The sequence below is a fragment of the Paramicrobacterium chengjingii genome, assembly GCF_011751765.2.
GTDB lineage: Bacteria > Actinomycetota > Actinomycetes > Actinomycetales > Microbacteriaceae > Paramicrobacterium > Paramicrobacterium chengjingii.
This window is the reverse complement of the sequence record NZ_CP061169.1, coordinates 1411688-1427164: the sequence shown is the minus strand read 5'-3', so window position 1 is coordinate 1427164 and position 15477 is coordinate 1411688. Positions and strand designations below refer to the sequence as shown.

The following is a 15477-nucleotide window of genomic DNA, read 5'->3' as shown; positions in this document are numbered from 1 at the left end:
CGTAGCCGAACCAAGAGATAACTTTAGCCGACGAAGGGGCAAGCGCCAAAACGGGATCAGTCGGGCGTGTCTAGGATTCACGCCGTACTCGCGCGTCGTCAGAGACGATCGTCGCAGACACCATGGCTCCCTGCCCCGCGGCAACAGCAATCTGCTGCGGCCCCGGAGGAGTGATGTCGCCGGCGGCATAAACGCCGTCACGCGACCCGCGTCCGCGATCGTCGACGACAAGCAGCCCATCAGCATCGATATCAATACCGAGCCCATCGAGAAAGCCCAGCCGCGCATGCCAGCGCGGCCGAATGAACCCCCCGCGGTAGTCAAGCACTCGGCCATCGGCGAGTTCGATGCCGGTCATCACCCCGCGCGCTCCCTGAATCTCGGCGATCGGTGAACGTTCAACGTCGATGCCCGCTTGCGCGAGTTCGCGTTCCTCGTCGGTGCCGACGACACTACTGCCGTTGGTGAGCACGAGAAGATCATTCGTCCATTGCAGGGCTCGGAAGGCCTGCTCGGCAAGGTCATCGCTTTCGCCGATGAGCACGAGCGGAGCATCCTGTTTCTCCCATCCATCGCACTCGAGACAGCTGTGCAGACACGTTCCGTAGAAGGCGCGCGCATTGCCGATGTCGGGCAGAATCTCAGCGAGTCCCGTTGCAACGACGATGCGCTTCGTGTGCACATCGCGATCAGGATCGCCCTTGACACCGCTGGCGATCACCCGAAAGCCGTCAGGAAGAGAGGTCACGGCGTCGACCGTGGCGAATTGCACCTCGCCGTTCTCATATGCCGACACGTCTTCTCGCCCGAGTCGGCGCAATTCAAGAGGCGATATGTTGTCGCGCGTCAGGAAACCGTGAGCAAACAACGTTGCCGAGTGGCGCGGGCGATTCGCATCGAGCACGAGCACACGCATTCGCGCACGCACAAGGTTAAGAGCGGCGGAGAGACCCCCGGGTCCTCCTCCGACAATGACAACATCGTAGTGCTGAGTCATCACTCTCCCAGGTGCGCCACCAGTCGCTCAATGCGAGCAATTGAATCGGTCTTTCCCAGGATCTCCATGGATTCGAACAAGGGAGGCGAGACACGTCGGCCCGATACCGCAACGCGCAGCGGACCATACGCGATGCGCGGCTTCAGCTCAAGCCTTTCGACAAGGGCCTCGGCAAGCACCTGCTGCAGCGCGCCTGCCGTCCACTCGTCGCTCGCGCGCAGAACGGTGAGCGCCGCGTCGAGCACCTCGACAGAGTTCTTCGGCAGCGATTTCAGAGCGTCTGCCTGAAATTCGATCGAGGCAGCGTCAGTGAAGAGAAAACCGAGCATGCCCGGGGCGTCCCCGAGCAGGCTCATGCGCGTCTGCACAAGCGGTGCGGCCTTCGCCAGAATCTCGCGCTGGTCGTCGCTGAGCGGTTCCGTGAAGACGCCCGCCTCGACAAGGTAGGGAACACAGCGTGATGCGAAGTCATCGACCTCCAGCATCCGAATGTGGTCGCCGTTGATCGATTCTGCCTTCTTGAGATCGAAGCGCGCGGGGTTGGGATTCACATCGGCGATGTCGAATCGCTCCACCATCTCGTCGAGCGTGAACACATCGCGATCGGCAGAGTATCCCCAGCCAAGCAGCGCCAGGTAGTTGTCGAGCCCCTCAGGAACGAAGCCACGATCGCGATGGTGGAACAGGTTCGACTCGGGATTGCGCTTAGAGAGTTTCTTGTTGCCATCGCCCAGCACGGTGGGGAGGTGACCGAAGTTGGGAACGAACGTGGCGAGGCCAGCATCGATCAGCGCGCGGTACAGCGCGATCTGGCGTGGGGTCGAGGGAAGAAGATCTTCGCCTCGCAGCACGTGAGTCACGCCCATGAGTGCGTCATCAACCGGGTTCACGAATGTGTAGAGAGGCTTGCCGTTGGGGCGCACGACAACGAAGTCGATGAACGATCCGGCCGGGAATGTGATGTCACCGCGCACGAGATCTGTGAACGAGAGATCTTCGTCTGGCACGCGCAGGCGCAGCGCCGGCTGGCGCCCCTCAGCGCGAAACGCCGCCTTCTGCTCGTCGGTAAGGTCGCGATCAAAATTGTCGTAACCGTGCTCGGCCGGCCGACCGGCAGCGACATTGCGCGCCGTGATCTCGTCCGCCGTCGAAAAGCTCTCGTAGAGATGCCCCGACTCCGTGAGCTTCTCGATCACGTCGGCATAAATCTCGGAACGCTGCGACTGACGGTACGGTCCGTTGGGGCCGCCAACGTCAATCCCTTCGTCCCAATCGATGTTCAGCCAACGCAGCCCCTCGAGAATCTGCGCATAGCTTTCTTCGCTGTCTCTGGCAGCATCCGTATCTTCGATTCTGAAGACGAGCTTTCCGCCCGTGTGGCGCGCATACGCCCAGTTGAAGAGCGCCGTGCGAATCAGGCCGACGTGAGGCGTTCCGGTGGGCGACGGGCAGAAACGCACACGTACATCGGTGCCGGTGGCCGGGGAAAATGGGTATGAGGCTGCGAGTGACATCACGTCGATCTTAGTCGAGTCGGTTCGATTCAGATGCGAACGTCAGCGGGCCTCGTACAAGCGCTTGTGCTGCTCGACACCGGCAAAGCGCACATCACCGTGTGTTTCGTCTGCGGTCTCGAAGTCGCCGACACGATCGTAGGCGATGTGACGGTGGCGGTATTCGTCGTAGCCGATGGGACGCCGAGCTGCGAGCATGTTCTGCAGCTCTTCCGTGCGGAGCTGACTCTTGTACCCGGGCACCAGCACGCCGCCGAAGAACTCGCCGACCGCGCCCGAGCCGTAGCTGAAGAACCCGATGCGCTCTGCTGACAGATCTGGTCCGTTGTCGAGAAGGGACAGAAAGGCGAGGTAGATGGATGCTGTGTAGCTGTTGCCGATGCGGGAGTTGTACTCGACAGTGTCGGCAAGACGGTCGATATCGGTGCTTTCGCCGTCGGGATCGGCGATGCGGGCCAGACGCTGCTGGCCCTTCACCGCCATGCGGGTGAAAGGCTGGTGGTAGCAGACGCGGGCAAAGCTCGAGAAGTCCGCCCCGCCGTGCGCCCGGTAGTCGTTCCATGCACCTTCGAGGGATTCGAGGTACACCTGCACCGAGTACCGCCCGTCGACGAGTGCCGTGCTTCGATCGTTTGGGCGCCAGAAGTCCCAGACGTCGTCGGTCCACACTCCTGAAACGGGCTCAATCTCGAGCACCGCCGGATTCTCAGAGATCAGCATGGCCACAGCGCCAGCGCCTTGAGTGGCCTCGCCGCTCGAGTTGAGCTCGTACCGCGCAACATCACTCGCGATCACGAGAACACGTTCGTCTGCGCGCCGTGCGACGATTCCGAGAGCGAATTGAATTGCCGCTGTCGCCGAGTAGCAGGCTTCCTTCACCTCGACGACGCGAACGGCACGCGGCAACCCGAGCAGACGGTGCAAGAACACGGATGCCGCCTTCGACTGATCAATGCCCGATTCCGTGGCGAAGATCACGGTGCGCAGCCCTTCGGTGCCGTGCCTCTCGATGATGGGCGCGGCGGCGCGGGCGGCCATCGTCACGATATCTTCGTCTTCGGCCGTCAGGCTCATCTCGGTCTGACCGATGCCGCGGTGATATTTGCCCACGTCAATGCCTTCGTGCTCTGCCAAGTCGGCGAGCGCGAAGACGAGGCTGCCCGTTGCAGCCGAGATGTCGTGGATACCGATGGTCATCGGGCTGTCCTTTCAAACTGAAGATGGGCGGCCATGAGCTCGCCGGGGTTTGTCTGCGCGGCCATGAGCGAGAGCTCTCCGCAGAGCACCGTGGCTGCGCACAGCGCGGCGAGCCGACGAGCGTTCTCACCTGGCTCACGCTGTTCGGAGCATCCGAGTCGTCTGAGATTCTCGGTGACGACGTCGAGTCCTTTGCCGTTTCCGACCGAACCGACGATGAGGTTTGGAATCGTGCACGAAAAATACAGGGCATCGCCACGCGCCTCGGCATGCGTGAAGCCCTGTGATCCCTCGACGATGTTTGCGGCGTCTTGGCCCGTTGCGAGATAGAAGCCGAGCAGCATGTTCGCATAGTGCGCGTTCGCGGAGCGCAGGCTGCCAGCGATCGCGCCGCCGATCAAGTTCTTTCGAACGTTGAGCCGCGCCATCTTCTCGGCACTCGTGCGCAAACGGCGGCGAAGGATTTCGTCGGGAATGACAATCTCGGTCACGACATTCTTGCCTCGACCCAGGATGCCGTTCACGGCAGACGCCTTCTTGTCTGTGCAGTAGTTTCCCGAAATGGAGCTGTAGCGCAGCGAGCTCTCCGACTGCAGAATGTGCGCCATGAGTTTGTCCGACGCGAGCGTGACCATGTTGTGCCCTGCGGCATCGCCGGTTGTGAACTCGAAGCGAAGAAACAGCAGATTTCCCACGATCTGATGGTGAACGTCAATGAGCGTGGCGAAGCGGCTCGTCTCGCTGACAGCGGCCTGCAGTGCCGGAATATCGGCCTCGATGCGGCGGGCAGCCGCGAGCGCCGCCGCCGCGTCCTCGGCTTCGAAAATCACGGAACGCGCCATTCGCTCGTCGATCAGGGTTGTCTGAATGCCGCCATCGACCATCGTTGACACGTGCGCGCCTCGCCGCACAGATGGCCACAGCGTGGTCTCGTATGTGGCCAGCGGAATCTCCTGCTCGCCATTCATCACGTTGCCGCTGACTCTCACGGGACCGAGCCACCGCATCGGCACGGGAGCGAACGTGGTTTCCGTCATGAGCGGTGTTCTCCTTTGTTCCCACTTCGCCGTGCATACATCGTGGTGTCGATGCCGCGGGCAATGCAAAAGTCGCGAACGTCTCCCGTGATGACGATGTCCGTTTCAGCGAGTCCTGCCACCGATACCTGTCCGAGCAGTGCGATGAGCGAGCGAATCTGGTCAGTCCAGCGTGAGATCTCCTCGATGAGCGCATCGATGCCTTCGTCTTTGAGCAGGCGCAGAAAGCTGCCGGCGACGCCCACCGCTTGTGCGCCGAGCGCCAGCGCGCGAACGGCGTCAAGCGGGGTACGCACGCCTCCCGAGGCAAGAAGCGACACGTTCGCGTGTTCCGCGGCATCCCGAGCATCGAGCAGGCCGACGACTGCCGACTGCCCCCAACCCGAGAGGATGCTGAAGTCCGTCGCGGTGCGACGCGCATTCTCGATCGCGGCGAAGTCGGTGCCACCACGGCCGCTCACATCGACAATGCCGACACCGAGCTCGGAGAGCTGTGCGACGGTGTCGCCGCTCATGCCGAATCCGACTTCTTTGACGATGACGGGAACATCGAGGGCCTCGACAATTCGGGCGATGTTCTCGGGCCAGTGCGAGAACGCGCGGTCGCCTTCGGGCATCACGATCTCTTGAACGCTGTTGATGTGAATCTGCAGGGCGTCGGCGCTCATGATGTCGACGGCAGCACGTGCGTTCTCGACGCTCGCGTTGGCGCTGAGGTTCGCGAAGACAGTTCCGTGCGGGTTCGCGTCTCTGATCGTCTGAAAACCGCCGATTGTCGAGCGATCTTTAAAGACGGGACTCATCGATCCTGAGGCGATGGCCACGCCCGTCTCCCGTGCGACGATGCCGAGATCTCGATTGATGAGAGCCGTCGATTCGCTGCCGCCCGTCATTCCGTTGATATAGAGAGGAAGGGGGAGTCTGAGTGGCCCGGCGTGGGTCGAAAGTGACACGGCGTCGAGGTCTGCGGCACCGAGTGCGTGGTGCACAAAGCGCACGTCGTCGAATTCGTTCAAGCGGCCTCGTTCCCGATTCTGCTCTGTCGCGAGACGCACGTGGTCGTCTTTGCGATCACCGCTCATCGAGGCCTCCTTCTGACGGATGAACCGCCAACGCGAGATGGCGGATGTCGCTCCGCTCCCATTCTCTCAGCAGACCCGAGATGTCGGCATCGATCTCGGCGAAGACCACACCGCAGTCTCCTCCACCGGCTCCGGATGATTTCGCGGCGGCACCAATCGACTCTGCGGTGTCGCTCAGCCTCGCGAGTGCCGGAGTTTCGATGCCAAGCTTCGCCGCGAGGTCCAGCTGCGACAACGTGCGACGGGCACCCCTGATCGCATTCTTGACCCCGGCGGAGTTATCGTCGTCGAGCGCATCGATGAGCGTTTCCACATGGTGGCGGCTCTGCGCCAAAAAGTTCGAGTAGCGAATCTCTTCGAGCCACCGTCGATCGCGCAAATCATCAACGAGGCGCGATGTGGATGCCGGCTCCCCCGTCCAGCCAACGATCAGTTGAAGTCCGCTCGGCGGTGTGAGCTGTCGCACGCTGAAGCCGTCCCAGTCCCGATGAAGCGCCCCCGATACTCCGTGTGCCTCACGGAGGCTCAGAGCGTGTTCGCGATCCGGAGCGGAGTATGCGATCCACCCCCCGAACGTGCTGGCGGCAAGGTCACCGCCCGAGGCGTGCGGAGAGACGGCTATGGTCGCGAGCATCGCGAGCTTGTAGCGCTCCCGCCGGGACAGCTTCAGCTCGTAGAAGGTGTTGAGCACACCAATCGTGGCAACGGTGACTGCGGCGCTTGACCCGAGACCGAACTTGCGTCCACTCACGTCGTCGAGCTCACTCGACACCGCTAGGTCATAAAATCGCGGAGTGATGCCTTGCTCAGAGACATACTGCTCGACGGCTTCGATCGACGAGAGAATGTAGTCGACGGGTCGCATGTCATGATCGAGTACGATGCCACGCGCGTCCCGATACCACACAAGCGGTTGACGCCCGTACTGCTCAGAGTGGATGCTGCCCTTGCCGACGCTGGGCGTGAGGTCGACGCGCACGAACCTGTCGACGGCGACAAGCACAGACGGATTCCCCGCTTCGACGACGGCATACTCCCCAGCGATGAAGAGTTTTCCTGGAGCCCTGACCGTGATCATGCGCCGACTCCATCGACAATGTGTGCTCCCGGTCCAGCGTGCGCCACGACGTAATCTGCATCGGGAATCACGGCAGACAACCCCGCGACGACTTCTGCAGCCTGATCTGACCGGCACAGCACTTTCACGTTCGGACCCGCATCGGCTGTGGCATAAGCCTCGATGCCGTCAGAACGGAGGTTCAGCACGGTATCGAAGAGGGCGAGGCTCGCTGCGCTGAGGTAGCGCACCGGTGGAACCGCGCCGAACATGCTGGCGTGCATGCGCAGAGCGCTCTGCTCTGTGAGCTCCCCCACTGTCTCGAGGTCTCCCGCAGCGACGGCGTCGGACATCTGCTCGAGCAGTGTGGCGCTCGAGGCCACCCAGGCGGCAAAGTATGGTGACGTCTCGACCGTGCGCCGCATGGCTGTTCGGCTCGACACGGCCTTGCGCTTCGAGCTCACGATCGCGACAACCATCGCAAGAGCGGGCCCATGCCACGCGAGCGGCTCCGCATACGAGCTTTCGTCGTCGGTGCCGGCGTTCCAGCGGGCCACACCGCGAAAGATTGAACGACTGGCCGAACCAGAACCTCGACGGGCGATTCGAGAGAGCATCCGGTCATCGGCGGAGAGCCCAAAGGCGTCCGCGGCCGCTGTCGCCAGTGCGGCGAATGCCGCAGCCGACGAGGCCAACCCCGCTGCAGTCGGGACGGTGTTGACGCTGACCACTCGGGCTTTCTCCGTGCGGCCGCTCAGTTCTCGCACGCGATCGAGCACGGAGCGCACGCGATTCGACTCCTCGCCGGCGAGGGCAGCACCGTCAAGTTCCACTGCATCCGCAGCATCGTCGCTGACCGTGACGGACGTTGTCGTGGGAAACACGTCAAGGGTCAGAGAGAGGCTTCCCGTTGCGGGAATGATCAGCGCGTCATCGCGCTTACCCCAGTACTTCGCCAGCGCGATGTTCGGGTGCGCTGTAGCTGTGCTCGTCACGTGGTCTCCTCACTGCCCGTCACCGACCAGACACCGTGTGCACCTGCAGCGGTGAGCGCAGCCGCGAGTTGGGGAACTGCCGCAGCGGTCGGAGCGAGCGCGATAACGCATCCGCCTTGGCCGCCTCCCGTCAGTTTGGCACCCAGAGCACCCGCCTGGCGAGCCGCCGAGACGAGCGCGTTGAGCTCGGGACTGCTCACACCAAGCTCAGAGAGGATGCCGTGGCAAACGTACATGCGTTCGCCGAGTGCCGCGAGATCACCGGAGGCGAGGTCAGCCTGAGCGCCAGCAACAAGCACTGCGATGTCGTCGAGTGAGGCATCGACGCCCCGGGCGTCACGTTCTCGACGAGCACGCACCATCGCGACGGCGGCGCCGGTATGACCGCGGATGCCGGTATCTGCGACGACAAGCGGCGGGAGGGTGGCCATTGCGAGGGGGTGGGCCTCACCACGCTCGAAAAGTATTGGTCCGGACGCCATTGTCGCGTGCGCATCAAGCCCGCTTGGCGTTCCGTGGGCAATACGCTCGACAAACTGCACGAGCTCGAAGCGCTCGGCATTCGAGAGACGCACGCCGTCGAGGCCAGCGACGGCAGCGGAGATTGCGCTAGCGACAGCGGCGCTCGATCCGAGCCCGCGCGCTGCGGGAATCGATCCGGTGACGGTGACATCAACGCCGTGATGCGGCTTTCCCAGGAAATCTAAGGTGTGCCGAAGCGCCGCTTCGGCCAGAAGAACCTCCCGCGGCGACGTTCCGTCGTCGCGGGCGACCGAACCCCGATGGTAAGGCGTCTCCAGTGAGAGCCCACGCGTCGTCGTTCGAGCGAGAGCGGTGATAGTCAGCGATGCCAGGGGAAAGGCGATCGCTGGCCTGCCGTAGACGACCGCGTGCTCTCCCAGCAGGATCGTCTTGGCATGGGCCGATCCTTCCGCCCTGCGCTCGGGTTCGTGCATGTACTCTCTCGTCCTGATCAGTTCTCGCCCGTCGGCGTCGACCGGGACGAACCTCAACATCTCGCGCGGCAGATCAGCAACGCGCGGGGTGGAGGAAACGCTCGGTGAACAGTTTATCTCCACACGGCGGCGAAGCCGGGCGGCTCAGACTACCGGGTTGCTGAGAGTTCCGATGCCGTCGATCTCGACGTCGACGACGTCGCCAGAGAGAAGCGGCCCCACCCCTGCGGGCGTTCCGGTCAAGATGACGTCGCCGGGGAGAAGCGTGAAGACCGCTGACGCGTAGGCGATAATCGACGCGACCGAGTGGATCATATTGCTCAGCGGCGCCTGCTGACGCACCTCGCCATTCACTCGGGTCTGGATGGTTCCGCTCGTCGGCGTGAACTCAGTCTCGACGACGGGGCCAAGAGGGCAGAATGTGTCGAAACCCTTTCCGCGCGTCCATTGTCCGTCGGCGCGCTGGAGGTCTCGCGCTGTCACGTCATTGGCTGCGGTATATCCGAAGATGACCGACGCGGCATCATCCGCCTCGACATTGCGCGCAATCGCGCCGATGATCACGGCAAGCTCGCCCTCGTGCTCTACCTGGTCTGAAAGATCGGGAAGAATGATCCGATCGCCCGGACCGATCACCGACGTGTTGGGCTTGAGAAACAGCAGTGGTTCCTCTGGCGCATTCCCGCCCATTTCCTGTGCGTGATCGAGGTAGTTCTTTCCCACCGCCACGACCTTCGAACGCGGAATTACCGGAGCGAGAAGAGTCGCGGAGTCACGCGACACCCGTTCGCCTGTCGGGTTGAATCCGGTGTACATCGGGTCGCCGTCGAGAACGACGAGAGAATCGCCGTCGACGATTCCGTAGTTGATGGCGCCATCGTGGCTGAATCGGGCAATCTTCACGGGTCGTTCCCCTTTGGTGTCAGGCGTCGAGTCGGTAGAGCCAGCCGTGGCGATCCTCGGCGCGGCCGTGCTGAATATCGGTGAGTTCCTTGCGAAGCGCCATGGTGATGTCCCCGGCGGGAGCGTCAGCTGAGCCGATGGTGAAGTCAGCACTCTTGACCTGTGCGATGGGCGTGATCACTGCAGCTGTTCCACAGGCGAAGATCTCAGTGATACGCCCCGAATCGACGCCGTCGCGCCATTCATCGAGGCTGATGTCCCGTTCTTCCACCGTCATGCCGCGATCCTTCGCGAGCTGAATAACGCTGTCCCGGGTGACTCCCTCGAGGATGCTGCCCGAGGTCGCCGGGGTAACGAGCGTGTCTCCGCCCATCACGAAGAAAACGTTCATGCCTCCGAGCTCGTCAACATGCTGTCCGGTCTCCGCATCGAGGAACAACACCTGTGAGCATCCGTTCTGGGCTGCTTCCTCCTGGGGAAGCAGGGATGCTGCGTAGTTGCCGCCGCACTTCGCGGCACCGGTTCCGCCGCGCCCGGCGCGCGAGTACTGGGTCGAGAGCCAGATCGAGACAGGGGTGACGCCGCCAGTGAAATACGGACCGGCGGGCGAGGCGATGACGTAGTACGCAACGGTGTGCGCGGCCCGAACCCCGAGGAACGTCTCGTTGGCGATCATGAACGGGCGAAGATAAAGACTTCCGTCGTCGCCCGGCGGAACCCACGCGGCATCGACGGAAATCACCTGCTTCAGCGACGCGAGAAAGTCCCCGACGGGCAGCTCCGGAAGCGCGAGACGCCGTGCAGAACGTTGCAGCCTCTCAGCGTTCTTCTCTGGTCGAAACGTCCAGATGGACCCGTCGTCGTGACGATACGCCTTGAGCCCTTCGAACACTTCCTGGCCATAGTGCAGAACCGCCGAGCCTGGATCGAGCTGCAGCGGTCCATACGGCTGCAGGCGTGCGTCGTGCCAGCCGGACTCAACAGTCCAGTCGATCGACACCATGTGGTCAGAAAAATAAATGCCAAAGCCGGGGTTCGCGAGCACTGCATCGCGCTCCTCGGTTGTGGCAGGCGACGAGTTGAGTGTTCGCGCGAACGACAGCGCTGGCGCGTCAGAAACCGTTGTCATCAGTTTTCCTCTTGTCTTGGTTCGGATGCGAGTGCCTCGCCAGTGAGGCGGGCGACGATGGCGTCGCCGATCTCGGTTGTCGTGCGGGGCGCTCCTGTGCGCTCCGCGATATCTGCCTCGACAGCTTTCGATACGGCCGCCGCTTGTGTTGTGAGGGAGAAATGGTCAAGCATGAGGGCAACGGAGAGAATCGCTGCCGTGGGGTCGGCTATCTGCTGGCCAGCAATGTCGGGCGCAGAGCCGTGCACCGGCTCGAACATGCTGGGGAAGGTTCCCGCAGGGTTGAGGTTTCCCGAAGCGGCCAGGCCGATTCCACCGCTGATTGCACCCGCGAGGTCAGTGAGGATGTCGCCGAAGAGGTTGTCCGTGACGATAACGTCGAAACGAGCGGGATCGGTGACCATGAAAATTGTGGCAGCGTCGACGTGCAGATAGTCGACCTCGACATCGGGAAACTCGGTGCCGACGGCGTCGACTGTGCGTTTCCACAGTGAGCCAGAAAAGACAAGCACGTTCGTTTTGTGCACGAGCGTCAGTCGACGTCGGCGTGACTGCGCCTTCTCGAAAGCAAAGCGAACGACGCGGTCAACCCCATAGGCAGTATTGACTGACACCTCATTCGCGATCTCGTGATCGGTTCCCTCACGGATGCTGCCGCCGTTTCCGACATAAGGCCCTTCGGTGCCCTCGCGCACAACAACGAAGTCAACGTCTCCCGCATCGCTCAACGGACTTGGCACGCCTGGATACACACGGGTCGGACGCAGATTGACGTAGTGGTCAAGGCTGAAGCGAAGCTTCAGAAGAAGTCCGCGTTCGATGTTCGCGTCCTTCAGCCGAGGGTCACCTGGTTTCCCTCCGACCGCGCCGAGCAGGATCGCGTCCTTCGACGAAATCGCGTCAAGGTCATCATCGGTGAGCACGTCTCCCGTCTCGAGATAGCGTGCGGCTCCCAGCGAGAAACGCTCTTTCGTCACGCTGATGTCGCTGCCCGACAGCGCCCGATCGAGCACCTTCTCTGCCTCGGCGATAACCTCCGGGCCGATTCCATCTCCGGGAATAACGGCAAGTGACAGCGTGCGTGACATGTGGCTCCTGGGAAATGTGTCGTTGTTACCGCTCAAGCCTACCGCCGTCGCGGGGGTCTGCTCGTGGCGCACATCATTCATCGAGACGCCACATCCACCCGTGTCGATCGGCACGGTGGCCTCGCTGGATTCCCGTGAGTTCGTCACGCAGTTCTCGTGTGACGTCTCCGACGGCAGCATCCGCACTCCCCCAGGCCCCCTCACGACTCTTCAACTGCGCGATCGGCGTGATCACTCCCGCCGTTCCCGTGGCAAAGACCTCGGTAATCTCTCCGGACGTCATGCCGTCGCAGAGTTCCGCGATGAGCACGTCGCGCTCGTCGACTCGAAGCCCCCTGTCGCGCGCAATCTGAATGACGCTGTCCCGAGTGATTCCTTCGAGGATGCTTCCGGAAGCCGGGGGCGTGACGAGGACGTTCTCTCGCGTGAGGAAGAAGATATTCATGCTGCCCACCTCGTCAATACGCGTTCCCGTTTCGGCGTCGGCGAACAGCACCTGCGCACAGCCGTTGCTCTGCGCTTCGTTTTGAGGCAGCAGCGACGACGCATAGTTGCCGCCACTCTTGGCCGCTCCGGTGCCGCCGCGCCCTGCGCGCGAGAACTCTGTCGATACCCAGATCGACACCGGCTTCACACCCTCCTCGAAATACGGCCCTGCGGGAGACGCGATGGCGTAGTACGCTGCGACGCGCGCGGGACGAACGCCGATGAACGTCTCATTCGCAATGATGAACGGGCGAAGGTAAAGACTGCGCTCTGCCCCGCTGGGAACCCACGCCGCATCGGCCGAGACGAGCACGCGAAGCGACTCCAGAAAGTCGGTTGTGCTCAATTCGGGAAGGGCGAGACGACGAGCAGAGCCCTGAAGTCTCGCGGCGTTCTGCTCCGGACGAAACGTCCAGATCGATCCGTCGGCGTGCCGGAATGCCTTGAGGCCTTCGAAAACCTCCTGCCCGTAATGCAGCACAGCCGATGCCGGGTCCATGGTGAGTGGACCATACGGTTGCAGTCGGGCGTCATGCCAGCCCCGATCCGCCGTCCAATCGATCGCAATCATGTGATCGGTGAAATAGCGCCCAAAGCTAGGGTCCGCCAGAATGTGCTCGCGGGTCTCCACCGAAATTGGCGTCTCTGTGAGACGACGTTGAAAAGCGATGGGGGCCGCAGCTGCGGTGATCGTCATCGGAGAGTCCTCGGTTCGGTGCCACGGAGAAATAGATGATTCTGGCGTGCGGAATGGATGCGGAAGTCAGCCGTGTCTCGTTGTTTCTCACGCGGTGAGATCGTCGTGGCCGGTGATTGTGCCACAGACAGGCCGACGCCGCCGGATGCGGAGCTGGGTGCAGGATCGCAATCGCTCAATGACACACCGGGTGGACGTGAAAGGCAGACGTTGCCAGGCCGGGTTACGGTGCTTGTCGCACCCGCACGTTCGGTCGCAGCGCCGCCACACGCGTTGACAGTGGCGACGATTGTCGAATCTACCAGGTTCCGTTGCCCAATGCCGACTGGGTTGTATGGTGAAGCCAACGGCTACCATTACCGAAAGGAAGACACGATGAGCATCGGAGCAGGAATCTTTCTCCTCGCCATCGGCGCGATTCTCACGTTCGCGGTGAATATCGAGGTGCAATTCGTCGACCTCGACATGATCGGGTACATCTTGATGGCTGCCGGAGTGCTGGTCGTGGTCCTCGGGATCGTGCTTGCCTTCCGCAAGCGCCGCACGGTCGTCACCCGCCAACAAGGCGTCGACAGGCGAACCGGACAGCGCTACGACACCACCGAGCACGGCGACAACGGAAGCGCGCTGTAGCGACACGACACAGGCGGCCGGCCCGGTAAGGGTCGGCCGCCTGTGTGCTGTTCGACGATGCGCAGCTACTCAGTGATGTCGATCTCGCGGACAAACCTCGCCTGCGTTGCCTCGGCGATCTGATCGAGCACACCGTCGGGAGCGGGTGAATCGATCGTGAGCACGCTGAGGGCCTCACCACCGGCTTCATGCCGCGCAATCTGCATATTCGCGATGTTCACGCCGGCCTCGCCGAACTGCTGACCATAGACGGCAACGATCCCCGGACGGTCTGTGTACAGAAGCACAACATGGTGCTTCTCGATCGGCACTTCAACGTCATAGCCGTTAATGCCGACGATCTTCTCCGCCTGCTTGGTCCCGGTCAGCGTTCCCGACACAGAGATTTGCGAGCCATCGCTCAGCGCACCGCGGATCGTGATGATGTTGCGGTATTCCTCGCTGACAGCATCCGTAATCTGGCGCACCTCAATGCCACGCTGCTCCGCCAAGAGGGGAGCATTGACATACGAAACGCTTTCGCTCACGACGTTTGAGAAAATGCCTTTGAGCGCCGCGAGCTTGTATACGCTGACGTCGTAATCGTTGAGTTCCCCGTGCACCTCGATGTCGACGCTCGTGAGCGGCGAGTGGATGAGTCCAGAGAACACCTGGCCGAGCTTCTCCACAAGCGGTATACCCGGGCGAACATACGGATCGATAACCCCGCCAGCGACGTTGACCGCATCGGGTACGAGCTCGCCTCCCAAGGCGAGACGCACAGACTTCGCTACCGAAACTCCCGCCTTCTCCTGTGCCTCGCCGGTCGAGGCGCCCAAGTGCGGGGTGACGACGATGTTGTCGAGAGTCAGAAGTTTCGACTCGGTCGGCGGCTCCGACACGAAGACGTCGATTGCTGCACCCGCGATCGTGCCGGCCGACAGAGCCTCGTAGAGAGCATCTTCATCAATGAGACCACCGCGTGCCACGTTGACGATGAATGCGCTCGGCTTCATCTTTGCGAGCTGCTCCGTGCTGATCATTCCTGTGGTCTCGGGCGTCTTCGGCATGTGAATTGTCACGAAGTCCGAAGCCTCGAGCAGTTCGTCGAGCGTGACGAGCTGAACGCCAAGCTGCTGAGCGCGGGCGCTGGTGACGTAGGGGTCGTACGCGATGACTGAGACTCCGAACGACTGCAGCCGTGCCGTGATGAGTGCACCGATGCGACCAAGCCCGATAATGCCGACGGTCTTCTCATACAGCTCGACCCCGGTGTACGACGAGCGCTTCCACGCACCGCTCGACAGTGACTGGTTCGCCGCCGGAATGTGACGGGCCAGGCTGAGCACGTGCCCGACCGTGAGCTCGGCTGCGGAGATGATGTTGGATGTCGGTGCATTGACGACCATAACGCCCGCGGTCGTCGCCGCCTTGATGTCGACGTTGTCGAGTCCGACGCCAGCGCGCGCGATGACTTTCAAGTTCGGTGCATGCGAGATTGCCTCGGCATCCAACTTTGTCGCGGACCGGATGAGCACAGCGTCGGCGACGTTCAGCGCCGAGAACAGCGCTTCTCGATCGGTGCCATCTACCTTTCTGACATCAAAGTCCGGCCCGAGGGCGTCGACGGTGGCGGGTGAGAGTTCTTCGGCGATCAGCACGACCGGTTGTGACACAGGCATATCCTTACGGGTTCGGCGGATGAGTGTTCAACGCCGCGACGGTGA

14 protein-coding genes are annotated in these 15477 nt (G+C 62.3%); 1 reads left to right on the top strand and 13 read right to left on the bottom strand.

Annotated elements, in window-relative coordinates; all coding sequences use genetic code 11:
* Positions 1–70: 70 nt before the first annotated feature.
* The 12 genes from HCR76_RS06960 to HCR76_RS06905 all read right to left on the bottom strand — a co-directional run bounded on the left by HCR76_RS06960 (position 71) and on the right by HCR76_RS06905 (position 13132).
* A complete protein-coding gene (locus tag HCR76_RS06960) occupies positions 71–997 on the bottom strand; it encodes an NAD(P)/FAD-dependent oxidoreductase (RefSeq protein WP_166989480.1) in 927 nt (308 codons plus the stop codon).
* Entirely contained in the window at positions 997–2511 is a 1515-nt protein-coding gene (gene gltX, locus HCR76_RS06955) for a glutamate--tRNA ligase (protein WP_166989478.1), read from the bottom strand. The genes HCR76_RS06960 and gltX overlap by 1 nt, the downstream gene beginning before the upstream one ends.
* A gap of 42 nt (positions 2512–2553) precedes the next feature.
* On the bottom strand, positions 2554–3708 hold the full coding sequence (locus HCR76_RS06950; protein WP_166989476.1) for a hydroxymethylglutaryl-CoA synthase: 1155 nt from the start codon (positions 3706–3708) through the stop codon (positions 2554–2556).
* Complete coding sequence (locus HCR76_RS06945; RefSeq protein WP_166989474.1) at positions 3705–4745, bottom strand: hydroxymethylglutaryl-CoA reductase; 1041 nt, start codon at positions 4743–4745, stop codon at positions 3705–3707. Before HCR76_RS06945 ends, HCR76_RS06950 begins: the two co-directional genes overlap by 4 nt.
* Complete coding sequence (gene fni, locus HCR76_RS06940) at positions 4742–5827, bottom strand: type 2 isopentenyl-diphosphate Delta-isomerase (protein ID WP_166989472.1); 1086 nt, start codon at positions 5825–5827, stop codon at positions 4742–4744. The genes HCR76_RS06945 and fni overlap by 4 nt, the downstream gene beginning before the upstream one ends.
* Positions 5817–6905: a phosphomevalonate kinase gene (locus HCR76_RS06935; protein WP_166989470.1), complete on the bottom strand. Its 1089-nt coding sequence runs from the start codon at positions 6903–6905 to the stop codon at positions 5817–5819. Before HCR76_RS06935 ends, fni begins: the two co-directional genes overlap by 11 nt.
* Positions 6902–7879: a diphosphomevalonate decarboxylase gene (mvaD, locus tag HCR76_RS06930; protein WP_166989468.1), complete on the bottom strand. Its 978-nt coding sequence runs from the start codon at positions 7877–7879 to the stop codon at positions 6902–6904. The genes HCR76_RS06935 and mvaD overlap by 4 nt, the downstream gene beginning before the upstream one ends.
* Positions 7876–8835: a mevalonate kinase gene (gene mvk, locus HCR76_RS06925; RefSeq protein ID WP_166989466.1), complete on the bottom strand. Its 960-nt coding sequence runs from the start codon at positions 8833–8835 to the stop codon at positions 7876–7878. Before mvk ends, mvaD begins: the two co-directional genes overlap by 4 nt.
* A 144-nt stretch (positions 8836–8979) precedes the next feature.
* A complete protein-coding gene (locus tag HCR76_RS06920) occupies positions 8980–9738 on the bottom strand; it encodes a fumarylacetoacetate hydrolase family protein (protein ID WP_166989464.1) in 759 nt (252 codons plus the stop codon).
* Between the two features lie 19 nt (positions 9739–9757).
* Positions 9758–10867 (bottom strand): branched-chain amino acid aminotransferase, encoded by a 1110-nt coding sequence (locus HCR76_RS06915; protein ID WP_166989462.1) that lies wholly within the window; start codon positions 10865–10867, stop codon positions 9758–9760.
* The gene (locus HCR76_RS06910) at positions 10867–11955 is read right to left on the bottom strand and encodes a 3-isopropylmalate dehydrogenase (RefSeq protein WP_166989460.1); all 1089 of its coding nucleotides are present in this window, start codon (positions 11953–11955) and stop codon (positions 10867–10869) included. The genes HCR76_RS06915 and HCR76_RS06910 overlap by 1 nt, the downstream gene beginning before the upstream one ends.
* 73 nt (positions 11956–12028) lie before the next feature.
* Complete coding sequence (locus HCR76_RS06905; RefSeq protein ID WP_434063582.1) at positions 12029–13132, bottom strand: branched-chain amino acid aminotransferase; 1104 nt, start codon at positions 13130–13132, stop codon at positions 12029–12031.
* Between the two features lie 381 nt (positions 13133–13513).
* On the opposite strand from HCR76_RS06905, the gene HCR76_RS06900 reads away from it, so the two are divergent.
* Positions 13514–13771 (top strand): DUF6458 family protein, encoded by a 258-nt coding sequence (locus HCR76_RS06900; RefSeq protein ID WP_166989456.1) that lies wholly within the window; start codon positions 13514–13516, stop codon positions 13769–13771.
* Positions 13772–13836: 65 nt separating this feature from the next.
* Here HCR76_RS06900 and serA read toward each other — a convergent pair whose 3' ends face one another.
* Positions 13837–15426 carry a phosphoglycerate dehydrogenase gene (gene serA, locus HCR76_RS06895; RefSeq protein WP_166989454.1) on the bottom strand — a complete coding sequence of 530 codons (1590 nt, stop codon included), beginning with the start codon at positions 15424–15426 and terminating at the stop codon, positions 13837–13839.
* Positions 15427–15477: the final 51 nt, after the last annotated feature.

What these genes read in the sequence shown, in the direction of transcription:
- HCR76_RS06960 (WP_166989480.1), bottom strand. Translation starts at nt 997, where the DNA reads ATGACTCAGCACTACGATGTTGTCATTGTCGGAGGAGGACCCGGGGGT.
- gltX (WP_166989478.1), bottom strand. Translation starts at nt 2,511, where the DNA reads ATGTCACTCGCAGCCTCATACCCATTTTCCCCGGCCACCGGCACCGAT.
- HCR76_RS06950 (WP_166989476.1), bottom strand. Translation starts at nt 3,708, where the DNA reads ATGACCATCGGTATCCACGACATCTCGGCTGCAACGGGCAGCCTCGTC.
- HCR76_RS06945 (WP_166989474.1), bottom strand. Translation starts at nt 4,745, where the DNA reads ATGACGGAAACCACGTTCGCTCCCGTGCCGATGCGGTGGCTCGGTCCC.
- fni (WP_166989472.1), bottom strand. Translation starts at nt 5,827, where the DNA reads ATGAGCGGTGATCGCAAAGACGACCACGTGCGTCTCGCGACAGAGCAG.
- HCR76_RS06935 (WP_166989470.1), bottom strand. Translation starts at nt 6,905, where the DNA reads ATGATCACGGTCAGGGCTCCAGGAAAACTCTTCATCGCTGGGGAGTAT.
- mvk (WP_166989466.1), bottom strand. Translation starts at nt 8,835, where the DNA reads ATGCACGAACCCGAGCGCAGGGCGGAAGGATCGGCCCATGCCAAGACG.
- HCR76_RS06915 (WP_166989462.1), bottom strand. Translation starts at nt 10,867, where the DNA reads ATGACAACGGTTTCTGACGCGCCAGCGCTGTCGTTCGCGCGAACACTC.
- HCR76_RS06910 (WP_166989460.1), bottom strand. Translation starts at nt 11,955, where the DNA reads ATGTCACGCACGCTGTCACTTGCCGTTATTCCCGGAGATGGAATCGGC.
- HCR76_RS06900 (WP_166989456.1), top strand. Translation starts at nt 13,514, where the DNA reads ATGAGCATCGGAGCAGGAATCTTTCTCCTCGCCATCGGCGCGATTCTC.